This window comes from Herbaspirillum huttiense, from assembly GCF_047300815.1.
In the GTDB taxonomy this organism is placed as follows: Bacteria; Pseudomonadota; Gammaproteobacteria; order Burkholderiales; family Burkholderiaceae_D; genus Herbaspirillum; species Herbaspirillum huttiense_A.
In genome coordinates this window covers 5213358-5228522 of record NZ_CP178608.1, presented here as the reverse complement: position 1 = coordinate 5228522, position 15165 = coordinate 5213358, and the positions used below count along the sequence as shown (strand labels likewise).

Below are 15165 nucleotides of genomic sequence, written 5' to 3'. Positions count from 1 at the left end.
ATTGCACATTTGGAGTACGCAATGGATAAACTGCTTTTCTCGCCCTTCACGCTCAACAGCCTGGTCCTGGCCAACCGCATCGTGATGTCGCCCATGACACGCGGTGCCAGTCCCCACGGCATCCCCACTGCGGAGGTCGCCCGCTACTACGCGGCCCGCGCGGCCGGCGGCGTGGGCCTGATCACCACGGAAGCCATCGCCGTGGACCGACCGTACTCGGCCAACAACCAGGGCATTCCGAACCTGCATCATCCCGAGGCCATCGCCGGTTGGCATGCCGTGGTCGATGCAGTGCACGCCAAGGGCGGGCGCATCTTCGCGCAGCTGTGGCATTGCGGCAAGCAGCAGCCCATGGATCCGCTGTTCGCCGAAGGCATTCCCCATGAAGGGCCCGAGAACATGAGCGCCAGGGACGTGGAAAATACCATCGTCGCTTTCGGCCAGGCGGCGCGGCGCGCCAAGGAAGTCGGCTTCGACGGTGTCGAGATCCACGGCGCCAACGGCTATCTGGTGGACCAGTTCCTGTGGGCCAAGACCAATACCCGCACCGACCAGTGGGGCGGCAGCGTGGCCAATCGTGTCGCCTTCCCGGCCGCGCTGGTCAAGGAGATCAAGCGCCAGGCCGGCAGCGACTATCCGCTGAGCTTCCGCTTCTCGCAATTCAAGCTGAGCGACTACCAAGGCAAGTTGGCCCACACCCCGCAGGAACTGGAGCAGGTACTGCAGCCGCTGGCCGACGCCGGGGTGGACATCTTCCACGCTTCGCAACGCCGTTTCTGGATCCCCGAGTTCGAGGGTTCGACCCTGAACCTGGCCGGCTGGGCCAAGAAGCTCACCGGCAAGATCGCCACCAGCGTCGGCTCGGTTGGCCTCGAAGGACCCGACACGGGCGACCTGCTGGCCCATACCGGCGGCTCGGCCCAGGTCGGCAGCCTGGACCAGGTGGAAGAACGCCTGGCCAAGGGTGAATTCGATCTCATCGCCGTCGGCCGCGCGCTGCTGACCGACGCCGAATGGGCCAACAAGGTACGCGAAGGCCGGCTCGCCGAGCTCAAGGGCTTTGAAGTCCAGTCGCTGCATTCGCTGGTCGGCGCCTGATCGCGGAGGGCGACATCATGGCAGACAAACTCATGCTCACCGGGGCCTCCGGCCAGCTTGGCCTGGCCATCGGCCAGCGCCTGCTTGCAACAGGCCAGACCAACCTGGTCTTCGGCTCGCGTACCCCCGAGAAGCTGGTCGGACGCCTGGGCAGCCAGGACCGCATCCGGCATATCGATTTTGATCTGGAGGAGTCGCTGCAGCATGGACTTCATGACGTGGGCACGCTTTTTATCATCTCTACCGATGCACTGGCCCATCCTGGCCAGCGCATTGCGCAACATCGCAATGCGCTGGAAGCTGCGCGCCGCGCCGGCGTGCAGCGCGTGCTCTACACCTCCATGCCCAATCCGGCCCACAGCGTGGAGATCCCCTTTGCGCTGGATCACGCGGAGATGGAAGCGGACCTCGCCGCCAGCGAACTGAAGTACACCATCCTGCGCAACAGCTGGTACCAGGAAAACCTGCTGGCCTATCTGCCCGCCATCGCCAGGAGCGGTGTCTGGTACACCTCGGCCGGCCAGGGCCGCATCGCCTACGCAGCGCGTGAGGATATCGCGCACGCCAGTGCCGCCCTGGCCGTGCGTGCCCATGATGTCTCGGGCGTGTTCGAACTGGCCGGGCCCGAGGCCCTGACCCAGGAAGAAATCGCCCAAGCCGTGCAGCAGGCCACAGGCAAGCCGCTGCGCGTGGAGCACGTCTCTTCGCAGCGGGTCAGCGAAGAGCTGGGGCGTTTGGGCCTGGATCCTCATGTCATCGCGCTGGTGCTGATGACCGAAGCCAACCAGCGTGCAGGCCTCTTCGAGGTAGGCGAGGGTTCGCTCCCGCACTACCTCGATCACGCTCCCACCTACCTGGCGGACTTCCTTCATCGCCACGCAGCCGTGTTCGCCGCGTGACCCGTCATCGACATACTCAGGAGAATCACCATGCAAGACAAGGCCAAGCGCCATCCCTTCCTCGATGACCTGCATGAAGACGTCATCCTCGTCACCTCGGTGCTCAACCGCCCGGTACGCGGGAAGACGGAAGTGCTCAAGGTCGTCAAGGCCGGTGCGCAGCAGTACGCCAGCCAGACCGCGCGCTTTCTCGACCACGTCGGGCAGCGCAGCTTCTTCGAATACGATGCCACGTTGACAGATGGCCAGGCCGCACGCGGCCTGGTCTCCATCGAGCGGGACGCTTCGGGCAAGGTCACTGAGCTGCACATCGCCTTCAGTCCGCTGGCGGCGGTGTACTCGCTGGCCGGTTCCGTCCGGCAGATCCTGCGCGACGAGATCGATCCCGGCTTCTTCGTGGAGCATTGAAGATGAAGGCCGTGCGACTGATTGCCTACGGCGATCCACGCCAGGGCGTGCGCCTCGATGACGTCGATGCGCCACCCGCCCCGGGGCCCGGAGAAGCGGTGGTGGCGGTGCGGTATGCCCCCATCAATGTGAGCGACCTGATGGTGGTGCGCGACATCTATCCGTGGAAGCCCGCATTGCCGGAGATACTGGGCAACGAAGGCGCGGGCATCGTGCAGGCCGTGGGCGCGGACGTCACCGCCGTGCGTCCCGGCGACAAGGTACTGCTGCCCTTCATGGCGCGCACCTGGCGCCAGCTTGCCACCGTGCCGGCCGATGAACTGGTGGTGCTGCCGGCGGAGGCCGACCTCGTGCAGGCCTCCATGCTGACCATCAATGCGGCCACCGCCTATCTGCTCATCACCAGCTTTGCCGACCTGGCGCCTGGCGACGCCATCCTCTACAACGCGGCCACCTCCGGCTTCGGCCAGTGCGTGGCGACCATCGCACGCCGCCTGGGCTATCGCACCATCGGCGTGGTACGGCGTGAAGAAGACAAGCAGCCGGTGCATGAGCGCGGCTGCGAGCATGTCTTCACCGAACAGGAACTGGCGACAAGCGACCACGCCATCGCCGGCCTGAACATCCGGCTTGCGCTGGAAGGCGTCGGTGGCGCGTCTGCCGGCAAGCTGGCCGCCCGGCTTTCCGACCATGGGGTGCTGGTGGCCTACGCTGCGGCCAGCAAGAAGAGCATGGAGATTTCTGCACAGCATGTGATCTTCAAGCGCCTGCAGATCCACGGGTTCTTCGAGGGGCATCCTGAGCGGATGGCGCAGGTCAGGCCAGCCCTGCAAGCCCTCATCGACCTGGGCCTGGTCGCACATCTGCAGCAGCCGGTGCACGCCGTTCGTCCCCTGGACGAGTTAGTTGCAGCCATGGCCGAAGCCTGTGACGGCAAGAAGATCATCCTGAAACTGGCCGACGATGAGCAGCCATGAAAACCGCTTGATACGATGATGGGCCGGATGATCCATCCACACCCACCCTCCGGCAGCAGATTTGCCGTACACCCACCCCATACCGGGGCGTCTGTTCAAGGCGCCCCTTCCTCAAGAGCTGAATCATGAAACTGGAAAATGCTGTCGTACTCGTCACCGGCGCCAACCCTGGCTCCGGTCTTGAATTTGCCCGCCCGGCACTGCCGCCTGGCGCGGCCGAAGCCTGAGAGGAGGAAGCATCATGAGAATCCTCGTACTCGGCGCCGGTGCCATCGGGGGCTACTACGGCGCGCGACTGCTGCAAGCAGGCGCGGAGGTGAGCTTCGCCGTGCGCCCCCGGCGGCGCGAAATCCTGCAACGCAACGGGCTGGTGGTACGCAGCCCGCTGGGCGATGTGCGGCAGGAGGTCCACACCATCGATGCCGGCCAGATCGATGGCACTTATGACGTCGTGCTGCTGGCCTGCAAAGGCTATGACCTGGCCGAAGCGATCGACAATATCGCACCGGCCATCGGCAGCGACAGCGTGATCCTGCCTTTCCTCAACGGGCTGGGTGTCTACGATGTGCTGGACCGCCGTTTCGGCCGCGCCCGCGTACTGGGTGGTGTGGCCTATATCGCCACCCAGTTGGACAGCGAAGGCGCCATCGAACATCTCGCCCCTGCGGATGTGGTGATGCTCGGTGCGCGCAGCGACAACAAGTTCGCCGTCGATGCGGCAGAGGCGCTTCACGCCTTGCTGCGCACCAGCGAGGGCACGCGCATCCTGTCGCCTGACATCACGCAGGCCTTGTGGGACAAGTGGGCCATGCTGGCCACGGGCGCGGCGATGACCTGCCTGCTGGGGGCGAACATCGCGCAGATCCAGGCCAGCACATCGGGCCGGCCGCTGATCGAGCGCGCCATTGCTGAGGTCGAGGCCATCGCTTCAGCGCAGGGCCATCCGATCCGCGGCGAAGGCGCCGAGCGCATCCGCAAGTTGCTCCTCGATCCGGCTTCGCAATGGAAAGCGTCCATGGCGCGCGATATGGCGCAAGCGGCCCGCCGCATCGAGCATGAAGAAATCGTCGGGGATATGCTGCGCCTGGGTCGCCGCCATGGTCACGACACCCCCTTGCTGGATGCCGCCTATACTTTGTTGCAAATCTATGCAAACCAGCAGGCACGCCCAAGCTGAGGTGCGTTTTGTATTGCCGTGGCCGGTGCAAGGCTGGTGAACAGCAACTCCGCCGATCCCCTCCGCTGACCGGGCAGGGATCGGCGGAGGGTTTTGCCATCTCAGTGCTGGATGGCCTGCACGTCGTCTCTTGCCTTGACGATGGCCAGGAACAAGCGGTCGATATCGGCCTTCTCCGTGCGCCATGAGGAAATGCTGATCCGGAACGCGGCACTGCCTTTCCACACTGTAGGGCCGAACCAGGCCTCGCCTGACTTCTCCACGGCCAGCCTGATCGCGGTGGTTTCCTGGTCGGTGCGGCCCTGGACCACCACCTGGTTCAACACCACCCGGTTGAGCACGTTCAGTCCGGCTCCCTTGAGCAGGGTCGCCAGCTCACGCGCCATCGCACAATGCCGTTCCACCATCGCGGCCACGCCGCTCTTGCCGAGGCTGCGCAAGGCCGCCCAGACCGGCACGCCACGGGCCCTGCGGGAAAATTCCAGGGTCAGGTTCTTCTGCGCATTCTTCGATCCCGACGCATAGGCAGCGTCGCTGTTCATCGCCTGGGCCAGGGCATCGGCATCCCGGCAGATGGACATGGCGCAGTCGTAGGGCGTGTTGAGCCATTTGTGGCCATCCACGGTCCAGCTGTCGGCCTCTTCGATGCCGGCGGTATGGGTCTGTTTGAGCGAGGATGCGCGAGCCCACAGGCCGAAGGCGCCGTCCACGTGGACCCAGGCGCCTGCCTGCCGGGCACGCGGTATCAGTGCGCTGAACGGATCGAACTCCCCCGTATTGACTTCACCGGCCTGCAGGCAAAGGATCGTCATCGCATCCAGCGCCGGCAACCGTTCGGGATCGATACGGCCATGCTGGTCCACCGGGGCCTTGATGATCTGCTGCTGGCCGAAGCCGAGGATGCGCAGCGCCTTCAGGATGGTGACGTGCACCGTCTCGGACACCACCACGCGAATCAGGGGAGCGCCGTACACCCCTTGTTCATGCAGATTCCATCCTGCGCGCAGCAACAACTGCGATCGCGCCACGGTGAGACAGGTCAGTCCGCAGGCGGTGGCCGAGGTGCCGAATCCGATGCCACTCTCGCCTGGCAGGTCGAGGATCTCCAGCAGCCAGCGCCGTGCCACTTCTTCGATGCTGGCGCAGGTGGGCGAGGTCATGGCCATGGCGGCACCCTGGTCCCAGGCCAGCATCAGGCGCTCGGCCGCAGCGGCGGCGGGCAGGGCGGCGCCCACCACGAAACCGAAATAGCGCGGACCATTGGTCACCACCGTGGCTGGTGAACCAAGCGTATCGAGCATGGCCAGCGTCTGCGAGGAGTCGCACCCATGCTCAGGCAATGCTTCATCGAAGCCGCGCAAGCCATCCAGCGCTGCCTGCGTGGGATAGACATTGCGATGATCGACCGAAGAGAGGTAGTCAAATGACCTCTGCTCGGCTTGCTTCATGACTTCCTTTTCGTCTTCCCGCATCTGCTACTCCTGTTTGTTCAATGTTGAAACCAAGCTCAAGGTGCGGCCCATCTTAAATGTGTAATTACACAATGTAAAGCAGATCATCGGCCGCTTGCTCGGCTGAATTTGCTCGCCATGGTGCGGGTGATGCGATCGAGATGCTGTCCTGAAGCGCCCTCAAGGCTGCGGCGGCAAGCCCATGCGCCGACGTGCCAGATGAATGGATCCGTTGCGCATGGCCCAGCGGATCGGCTGTGCGGCCAGCAAGACGGAACGCCGCAGCAGTTCGCGCCGCAGCGCTCCGCGCGGCGTCACGCCCAGCATCTCCTGTGCCCAGGGCGGCAGCAGGTCCACGCCACCGCGCATCATCAGCCGTGTCCACGGTTGCGCTACCGCATTGGGAGCAGCTGCATTCAAGACCAGTTGCAAGGTAGCGCGGGTGCGATCGTCGCAGCGCAATTGCGGGCGCATGCGCGCGATGTAATCGGCGATGGCCGCCCTTGAGCGCGGGACCTCGCGTGCGCCAAGCGCTTCCGCCACGCAGGCGATTTCATCGAGATACTGATCCTGCCGCGCCGCCGGAAAATCCGGCCGGCGATACCGCAGGTACCCCTGCAGGAAGCAATGCACCTCGGCCACGTGGACCCAGGTGAGCAGGTCCGGATCGCTGGCCGCATAAGGGCGGCCGTCGGGTGCCACGCCGGTGACGCCAAGATGAATCTGCTTGACGCGGGCGATGAGCCGCTCGGCGTCTGCCCGGCTGCCGAAGGTGGTGCCGGCCACGAACTGCGCGGTGCGGCGCAGGCGGCCCAGCATGTCGGCCTGGAAGTTGGAGTGGTCCCAGACACCCGCCAGCGGCAGGGGATGCAGCATCTGCAGCAGCAATGCCGCCACGCCGCCGGTGAGCATGGCCGTGAAATCACTATGGACCTGCCATGCCGCCGAGTCCGGCCCAAACAGGCCGGGGTCGCCCGGTGGCTGCAGGAAATCGGCACTGCCGGGGCCACGGCTGATGGCGAGGACGTTGGCTTCGATGCGCTGGCGCAGGAATTCCATGAGGCAGAAAAAGCGGAAAGGGGAGGGCAGTGTGCCATAGCGACTGCATTCCTGCCGGGGCGCTCATGTGGACATTTTTCCGGTTGAGTTTGCAGCCCGCGAGAAGCGCTTCGCTGACATTTCTGTCAGAAAGCGATTTGTCGCAACGCCCCCTGCACGCGGCCTGCGAGGCCGTTACAATAGCCACGCCGCAGGGCCCCAGAAGAACAATATCGGGGCCGCAGGACAGGGAACAGGACGGCGCAATTCAGGGATCGCGGCCAGGCTACCGGGGAAGCACGCCAGGCCGCGCAAGACAGAACACAGCATCGGGGGAGAGGACGGCCGGCATCGCACGGGATGCCGGCTGCGGGCATGGGTGAGCCACAGCGCGCCTGGTCCGGCCTGCCCGTTTCACAGGGATAGCAGTTCATGAACATGGTCGCGCTGGCCTTGCGCCGCCCGTACACCTTCATCGTGATGGCCTTGCTCATCGTGCTGGCCACGCCGTTGACGCTGAAGAACATGGCCACCGACATCTTCCCCGAGATCAATATCCCGGTGGTCTCCGTCATCTGGAACTACAACGGCCTGTCGGCCCAGGAGATGGGCCAGCGCATCGCCGCCCAGAACGAGCGCGGGCTGACCACCGTGGTGAGCGACATCGAACACATCGAGTCGCAATCCCTGGCCGGGGTGGCCGTGATCAAGGTGTTCTTCCAGCCCAAGGCCAACATCCAGACCGCCATCGCCCAGGTGGTGGCCTCGGTGCAGTCGCAGTTGCGCCAGCTGCCGCCGGGCATCACGCCGCCGCTGGTGATCAAGTATTCGGCTTCCAGCATCCCGGTGATGCAGCTGGCGCTGTCCTCGCCCACGCTGCCCGAGCAAACCGTCTTCGATACTGCCGTGCAGACGCTGCGCCCGCAGCTCATCACCATCCCCGGCGTGGCCGTACCGTTTCCCTATGGCGGCAAGACACGCCTGATCTCGGTCGACCTCGATACACCTGCGCTGCAGTCGCGCGGCCTCTCGCCCATCGATGTGGTCAATGCCATCAACACCCAGAACCTGATCCTGCCCTCCGGTACCGCCAAGTTCGGCGGTACCGAATATTCGGTCAAGATCAACGGCTCGCCGGAAGCGGTGGCCGGCTTGAATGAGCTGCCGGTGCGCACCGCCAACGGGGCCACGATCTACCTCAAGGACGTGGCCAACGTGCGCGACGGCTTCTCGCCCCAGACCAACGTGGTGCGACAGGATGGCGCGCGCGGCGTGCTGCTGTCCATCGTCAAGAATGGCGGCGCCTCCACCCTGGACATCGTCGACAACCTGCGCAAGCTCCTGCCCACTGCCGCCCAGACCCTGCCGGAAGACATCAAGATCACGCCGCTGTTCGACCAGTCGCTGTTCGTCAAGGCAGCCGTGACCGGCGTCATCAGCGAGGCGCTCATCGCCGCCGGGCTCACGGCCGCCATGGTGCTGCTGTTCCTGGGCAACTGGCGCAGCACGCTCATCATCGGGCTGACCATTCCGCTGTCCATCATGGCGGCCATCCTGATGCTGGCCGCGCTGGGCGAGACGCTCAACCTCATGACCCTGGGCGGCCTGGCGCTGTCGGTGGGCATCCTGGTGGACCAGGCCATCGTCACCATCGAGAACATCGAGCGCCACCTGCACCTGGGCAAGCCGCTGCATGACGCCGTCATCGTCGGCGCAGGCGAGATCGGCGTGCCGGCCTTCGTGGCGACGCTGTGCATCTGCATCGTGTTCGTGCCGATGTTCTTCCTCTCGGGCGTGGCGCGCTTCCTGTTCGTCCCGCTGGCAGAAGCGGTGGTGTTCGCCATGGCTGCGTCCTACCTGCTCTCGCGCACCCTGGTGCCGACCCTGGTGATGCTGCTCATGGGCAGTCATGGCCAGGTGGACAGCGCCAAGCAGAGCCTGCTGCAGCGGCTCTATCGCGCTTTCGACAACCGTTTCGAGCGCGTGCGCCATGGCTATACGCTGGTGCTGTCTTCGCTCTTGGCGCACCGGCGCCGTTTCGCGCTGGGCTTCCTCGGGTTCTGCCTGCTGTCCTGCCTGCTCTATCCCTTCCTCGGGCGCGACTTCTTCCCCAACGTGGATGGCGGCCAGATCCGCCTGCACATGCGCATGCCGACCGGTACCCGCATCGAGGAAACGGCGCGCGCGGCCGATGAAGTCGAGCGCGTCATCCGCTCACTGATCCCGGCCTCGGAACTGGAGACCATCCTCGACAACCTGGGCGTGCCCAACTCCGGCATCAACCTCTCCTACAGCAATGCCGGCACCATCGGCACGCTCGATGGCGAGATCCTGATGGCTTTGAAGGAAGGCCACCGTCCCACCGAGGAACTGGTATCGCTGCTGCGCGAGCACTTGCCGCGCCGTTTCCCGGGCATCGAATTCTTTTTCCAGCCGGCCGACATCGTCACCCAGATCCTCAACTTCGGCCTGCCGGCCGCCATCGACGTGCAGTTCACCGGCCCCAACATGGAAGCCAACGCGCGCCTGGCCGCGGAACTGACCAAGCAGATCCGCCAGATTCCGGGCGCAGTCGACGCCCACGTGCACCAGCGCCTGGATGGCCCCTCGCTGGACCTGCGCATGGATCGCACGCGCCTGCAGCAGTTCGGCCTGTCTGCGGCCAACGTCGGCCAGAACCTGCTGATCGCCTTGTCCGGCAGTTCGCAGACACAGCCGGCCTTCTGGCTCAATCCCAACAATGGCGTGGTCTACAGCATCGCGGTGCAATCCCCGCAATACCAGGTCGATTCGCTCGATGCCATGCTCAACATCCCGGTCGGTGCCGGTGCCAATGCCGCCACGCCGCCGCAGCTGCTGGGCAACCTGGTCGATGTGCATGCGGGACGCCAGATGGCGGTGGCCTCGCGCTACAACATCTCGCCGGCCATCGATGTCTATGTGAGCGTGCAGGGCACTGACCTGGCCAGCGTGGCCGGCAAGGTTGCCAGGCTGGTGGAGGAGATCAAGCCCAAGCTGGCGCGCGGCAGCCAGGTGGTCATCCGTGGCCAGGTGGAGACCATGCAGTCCTCCTTCATCGGCCTGGGCGTGGGCCTGGCCATGGCCATCGTGCTGGTCTACCTGCTGGTGGTGGTGAACTTCCAGTCGTGGATCGATGCGGCCATCATCATCGCCGCCTTGCCGGCTGCACTGGCGGGGATTGCGTGGATGCTCTTCATCACCGGCACCACGCTGTCGGTGCCGGCCCTGACCGGCGCCATCATGACCATGGGGGTGGCCACCGCCAACAGTATCCTCATCGTCGCCTTTGCCCGGCAGCGCCGCGAGGAAGGCGCGACCCCGCTGGCTTCTGCCCTGGAGGCGGGCTCCACCCGTATCCGTCCGGTGCTCATGACGGCGCTGGCGATGATCATCGGCATGATCCCCATGGCCCTGGGCCTGGGCGAGGGGGCCGAGCAGAACGCGCCGCTGGGGCGCGCCGTGATCGGGGGCCTGCTGCTGGCCACCGTATCGACCTTGTTCTTCGTGCCGGTGGTGTTCGCCGGTGTGCATCAGCGGCTGGCCCGCCGCGCCGAAAGGCGACGCCATCTGGCGGGCGGACCCGCGCATCAGGAGTCTTGAACCATGTCGCATGACCGTCATTCCGAACTCGGCATCCACCCTCTCGGCGAGGGCGAGCCGCAACAGCGCCAGCAGATGATGAAACGCGCCCGCCTGGTGCTGGTCGTGGTCCTGGTGTTGCTGGCCGCCGGTGCCGCTCGCACTATCGTGAGCCGCGCCGCCAACGCCCGTGCACTGGAGGCCGGCACCGCTGAGCGCGCAAAGATCTTCGTGCGGGTGGCACCGGCCCGCAGCAGCGCCGAGGGCCAGACGCTGGCCTTGCCGGGTAGCCTGCAGGGCTTCGTGCAGTCGCCCATCTCGGCACGCTCGGGCGGCTATCTCAAGCGCTGGACCAAGGACATCGGATCGGAAGTGAAGAAGGGCGAACTGCTGGCCGAACTCGACACGCCGGAAATCGACCAGCAACTGTCGCAAGCGCTGGCCGCGCGCCAGCAGGCCGCCTCCAGCATGGAGCTGGCCAGGAGTTCGATGGCGCGCTGGGAAGCCCTGCGCAAGAAGGACGCCGTCTCCCAGCAGGAACTCGATGAACGCCGCAGCGCCTTTGCCCAGGCCAGCTCCAACCTGGCGGCGGCCGATGCCAACGTCGAGCGACTGCGCCAGGTGGAGGGTTTCAAGCGCATCGTGGCGCCGTTCTCGGGCATCATCACGCGCCGCAACGTGGATGTGGGCGACCTGATCGATCCGGGCGCGGGCCGCGCATTGTTCGTGCTGTCGCAGACCGATCCGCTGCGGGTCTACGTCAACGTGCCGCAGGCCTATGCCAACCTGGTCAAGCCCGGCCAGCAGGTGACGGTGACCCAGTCCGAACTGCGCGGGCGCAAGTTCGAGGGCAAGGTCGCACGCACGGCCGGTTCCATCGATGCGGCCACGCGGTCGATGCAGATCGAGGTCACGCTCTCCAATGCCGACAACGCGCTGCTGCCCGGTGCCTTCGTGCAGGTGGAGCTGCCGTTGAAGCCCAGCGGCACGCTGCTGGTGGCGGCCGATACGCTCATGTTCCGGCGGGATGGCTCGCTGGTGGCGGCCGTGGATGAACAGAACAAGGTGCGCCTGAAGAAGGTCAGGCTGGGCCGCAATTTCGGCCTGACGGTGGAAGTGCTGGAGGGCTTGAAGGGCGATGAAAAGCTGATCCTCAATCCTTCCGATTCGCTGGCTGAAGGCGACCAGGTCGAGCCCACACTGGACCAGCCCAAGGACAAGGCCGCCGACAAGAAGGCCGCCTCATGAGCCTGCCGCCCCGCCACAGCGTCGCTAAAGCCTTGGCCCTGGCCAGCGCCCTGCTGCTGGCCGCCTGCGCCAGCGGTCCCGATTACGTGCGGCCACAGGTCGACATGCCCGCCGCCTGGACCCCGGAAGCCCCGTGGCGCGCCATGCAGCCGCAGGACGCCGCCCCGCGCGGCCCCTGGTGGGAGCGCTTCAACGATGCACAACTCAACGCCCTGCAGCAGCAGGCCCTGGCCGGCAACCAGACGCTGGCCATCGCCTCGGCGCGGCTGGCGCAGGCGCGCGCGCAACTCGATGTGGCCGGCGCGGCACAAGCCCCGCAGGTGGGCATCAATACCCGTGCGGCCCGCGCCCGCATCTCGGCCAACCGGCCCCTGACCAACTACAACTCGCCCAATTACGCGACCGTGCAAAACGATTTCGCGCTGGGCTTGAATGTCAGCTACGAACTGGATTTCTTCGGGCGCGTGCGTCGCTCGGTGGAAGCGGCCACGGCCTCGGCCCAGCAATCGGCGGCGGATCTGGAAAACACCCGGCTTCTGCTCACGGCGGAACTGGCCAGCAATTACTTCAACCTGCGCGAGCTGGACATCGAGCTCGACGTAGTCCGGCGTGCCATCGAACTGCAGCGCAAGGCCCTGGAACTGGCCACCTCGCGCCACGACCTGGGAGCGACCTCGGGGCTGGACGTGGCCCAGCAGCAAGCCCTGCTGGACAACACGCTGACCCAGGTGGACCTGCTGGGCCGCCAGCGCGCGCAATACGAGCATGCCATCGCCACGCTGACCGGCACCCCGGCACCTGCCTTCAGCCTGCCCCCTTCGCTGGCGCCCATCGCGCTGCCGGAGATTCCCCTGGGCGTCCCCTCGGACGTGCTGGAGCGCCGCCCCGACGTGGCCGCCGCCGAACGTTCGATGGCCGCCGCCAATGCGCAGATCGGCGTGGCCAGCGCGGCCTTCTATCCCAGCTTCATGCTGCAGCCCGGTTATGGCGTGGACAGCCGCAACTGGGCCACCCTCTTCAATGCACCCAGCGTGCTGTGGTCACTGGGCGTGTCGGCCTCGCAAAGCCTGTTCGATGCCGGCCGCCTGCGCGCCGGGGTGGATTTCACCCAGGCCGGCTACAACGCCACCGTGGCGACCTATCGCCGCACCGTGCTGACCGCGATGCAGGAAGTGGAAGATGGCATCACCGGTATCGCCTCACTGGACCGCGCCTGGCGGCAATCGCAATCGGCCATTACCAGTGCCCGCCGCGTGCTGGACATCGCCACCAGCCGTTACGAGGGCGGCGCCACGCCTTATCTGGATGTCATCACCGCCCAGCAGGCCCTGCTCAACAGCGAACGCCAGTCGGCGCAGTTGATGGGGCAGCGGCTGCTGGTGTCGGTGTTCCTCATCAAGGCGCTGGGCGGCGACTGGCATGTCCGTCGTGAGCAAACACCTCTTGTGCAATCGCAAACTTTATCGTCAACGGAGAGGTAGTGATCAGGTGGCCTGACCAGTTTGCACGATAGTTGGCGCTCTTCCAGTCGGGGTTGTCAGCTTCGGGCAGGAAGCGGGCAATTGCCCCGTAAACGCCCGTGTAATCGGCGTTATGGCCGCTTTCAGACCTGCCTAGAATCGCTGGTGAAATCCATCATCAGCAGAACAACGGGGCAGACATGAACTGGTTCAACAATCTCAAGATTGCCAAGAAACTCATCCTTTCCTTTGCGGCCGTCATCATCCTGACAGTCATCCTCGGCGTCTTTGCGATTCTCGAGCTGAAGGCGGTGAACCAGGCCTCCACCGACATGGCCACCAACTGGCTGCCCACCATCAAGGCGGCACAGTCGATCCAGGCCTCGCTGCCGCGCATGCGCATTTCCGAATTGCAGATGATCACGGCGGCCACGCCCGCCGAGCGTGAAGATGCCATCAAGGCCATCAAGTCGCGGCTGGATATCCTGGCCAAACAGCGCGCCACCTACGAAGCCCAGATTTCGGAAGCGGAAGAGAAACTGGCCTACGAGAAGTTCTCCAAGAGCTTCGCCACCTACCTGGAGATCGACAAGAAGATCGCCCAGATTTCCGGCGAGGGCAAGGAAGAAGAAGCGCGTGCGATGTTCAAGGGCGACTCCAACAAGACCTTCCGCAGCATGCTCGAAAGCATGGACGAGATCATCAAGATCAACGACGCCGGCAGCATGCGTTCGGACCAGGCCGCCACTGACGTCTTCAATGCGGCGCGCGCCTGGATCATTGGCCTGCTGGCGGCCATCGTGGTGATCGCCTTCGCGCTGGCGCTGGCGGTGGCGCGCGCGGTGTCGCGTCCGCTCAATGAGGCGGTGAGCGTGGCCGAGCGCGTGGCGCAGGGCGATCTGACAGTGGACATCCGTTCCGACAGCAAGGATGAAACCGGCATGCTCATGCACTCCCTGCGCGCCATGAACGACAGTCTGCACAAGATCGTCTGCGAAGTGCGCTATGGCACCGATGCCATCACCACCGCTTCGCAGGAAATCGCCACCGGCAACCTCGACCTGTCCTCGCGCACCGAAGAACAGGCCGGTTCGCTCGAAGAAACCGCTTCGGCCATGGAAGAACTGACGGCCACCGTCAAGCAGAACGCCGACAACGCGCGCCAGGCCAACCAGCTGGCCGCATCGGCCTCGGACGTGGCCAGCCAGGGCGGTGAAGTGGTGGGCCAGGTGGTGCAGACCATGGAAGGCATTACCGAAAGCTCGAACCGCATTGCCGACATCATCACGGTGATCGACGGCATCGCCTTCCAGACCAACATCCTGGCCTTGAACGCGGCCGTGGAAGCGGCCCGTGCTGGCGAGCAGGGACGCGGCTTTGCGGTGGTGGCCTCGGAAGTGCGTTCGCTGGCGCAGCGTTCGGCCTCCGCCGCCAAGGAGATCAAGCAGCTCATCGACGACTCGGTACAGAAGGTCGGCGCCGGCAGCGAGCTGGTCGAACGTGCGGGCGCCACCATGAGCGAGGTGGTGGCCAGCGTCAAGCGCGTCACCGACGTGGTGGCCGAGATCAGCGCAGCCAGCAGCGAGCAGAGCACCGGCATCGAGGAAATCAATCGCGCCATCACCCAGATGGATGAAGTGACCCAGCAGAATGCGGCGCTGGTCGAAGAGGCCGCCGCCGCCGCGCAATCCTTGCAGGATCAGGCGGGGCGTTTGTCGCAGGTGGTGAGCGTGTTCAAGATCGAGCGTTGAGGCCCGCCAGACTTGATTGCTGATGACGTCCCCCATTCATTCCATTTTGGAATGAATC

General features: G+C 65.3%; 11 protein-coding genes and 1 pseudogene. 10 read left to right on the top strand and 2 right to left on the bottom strand.

Translation table 11 applies throughout. The annotated features are described in order from the left end of the window. The first annotated feature begins 21 nt into the window (after positions 1-21). From ACLRDN_RS23975 to ACLRDN_RS23950, 6 genes and pseudogenes are all read left to right on the top strand, one after another. Positions 22-1098: a 12-oxophytodienoate reductase gene (locus ACLRDN_RS23975; protein ID WP_413458316.1), complete on the top strand. Its 1077-nt coding sequence runs from the start codon at positions 22-24 to the stop codon at positions 1096-1098. Between the two features lie 17 nt (positions 1099-1115). Then, the gene (locus ACLRDN_RS23970; protein ID WP_413458315.1) at positions 1116-1997 is read left to right on the top strand and encodes an NAD(P)H-binding protein; all 882 of its coding nucleotides are present in this window, start codon (positions 1116-1118) and stop codon (positions 1995-1997) included. Positions 1998-2027: 30 nt separating this feature from the next. Continuing rightward, positions 2028-2405, top strand: a complete 378-nt coding sequence (locus ACLRDN_RS23965; protein ID WP_413458314.1) for a hypothetical protein — start codon at positions 2028-2030, stop codon at positions 2403-2405. A 2-nt stretch (positions 2406-2407) separates the two neighbouring features. Further along, positions 2408-3382 (top strand): MDR family NADPH-dependent oxidoreductase, encoded by a 975-nt coding sequence (locus tag ACLRDN_RS23960; RefSeq protein ID WP_413458313.1) that lies wholly within the window; start codon positions 2408-2410, stop codon positions 3380-3382. Between the two features lie 125 nt (positions 3383-3507). Beyond that, a pseudogene (locus ACLRDN_RS23955) lies at positions 3508-3597 on the top strand (short-chain dehydrogenase); the annotation flags it as partial. A gap of 26 nt (positions 3598-3623) precedes the next feature. Continuing rightward, positions 3624-4559, top strand: a complete 936-nt coding sequence (locus ACLRDN_RS23950) for a 2-dehydropantoate 2-reductase (RefSeq protein ID WP_413458312.1) — start codon at positions 3624-3626, stop codon at positions 4557-4559. A gap of 101 nt (positions 4560-4660) precedes the next feature. On the opposite strand, the gene ACLRDN_RS23945 is transcribed toward ACLRDN_RS23950, so the two are convergent. Together ACLRDN_RS23945 and ACLRDN_RS23940 are read right to left on the bottom strand one after the other, a co-directional pair. Continuing rightward, the gene (locus ACLRDN_RS23945; RefSeq protein WP_413458311.1) at positions 4661-6031 is read right to left on the bottom strand and encodes a pyridoxal phosphate-dependent decarboxylase family protein; all 1371 of its coding nucleotides are present in this window, start codon (positions 6029-6031) and stop codon (positions 4661-4663) included. A gap of 159 nt (positions 6032-6190) precedes the next feature. Further along, the gene (locus ACLRDN_RS23940; RefSeq protein WP_413458310.1) at positions 6191-7069 is read right to left on the bottom strand and encodes an oxygenase MpaB family protein; all 879 of its coding nucleotides are present in this window, start codon (positions 7067-7069) and stop codon (positions 6191-6193) included. Positions 7070-7480: 411 nt separating this feature from the next. Here ACLRDN_RS23940 and ACLRDN_RS23935 point away from each other — a divergent pair, with 411 nt between their 5' ends. The 4 genes from ACLRDN_RS23935 (at position 7481) to ACLRDN_RS23920 (ending at position 15107) form a co-directional block, all read left to right on the top strand. Then, positions 7481-10669: an efflux RND transporter permease subunit gene (locus ACLRDN_RS23935; RefSeq protein WP_413458309.1), complete on the top strand. Its 3189-nt coding sequence runs from the start codon at positions 7481-7483 to the stop codon at positions 10667-10669. 3 nt (positions 10670-10672) lie between these two features. Further along, positions 10673-11896, top strand: coding sequence for an efflux RND transporter periplasmic adaptor subunit (locus tag ACLRDN_RS23930; protein ID WP_413458308.1), 1224 nt, complete (start codon positions 10673-10675; stop codon positions 11894-11896). Beyond that, on the top strand, positions 11893-13377 hold the full coding sequence (locus ACLRDN_RS23925) for an efflux transporter outer membrane subunit (RefSeq protein WP_413458307.1): 1485 nt from the start codon (positions 11893-11895) through the stop codon (positions 13375-13377). Before ACLRDN_RS23930 ends, ACLRDN_RS23925 begins: the two co-directional genes overlap by 4 nt. Positions 13378-13556: 179 nt before the next feature. Beyond that, the gene (locus ACLRDN_RS23920) at positions 13557-15107 is read left to right on the top strand and encodes a methyl-accepting chemotaxis protein (RefSeq protein ID WP_413458306.1); all 1551 of its coding nucleotides are present in this window, start codon (positions 13557-13559) and stop codon (positions 15105-15107) included. Positions 15108-15165 lie beyond the last annotated feature (58 nt).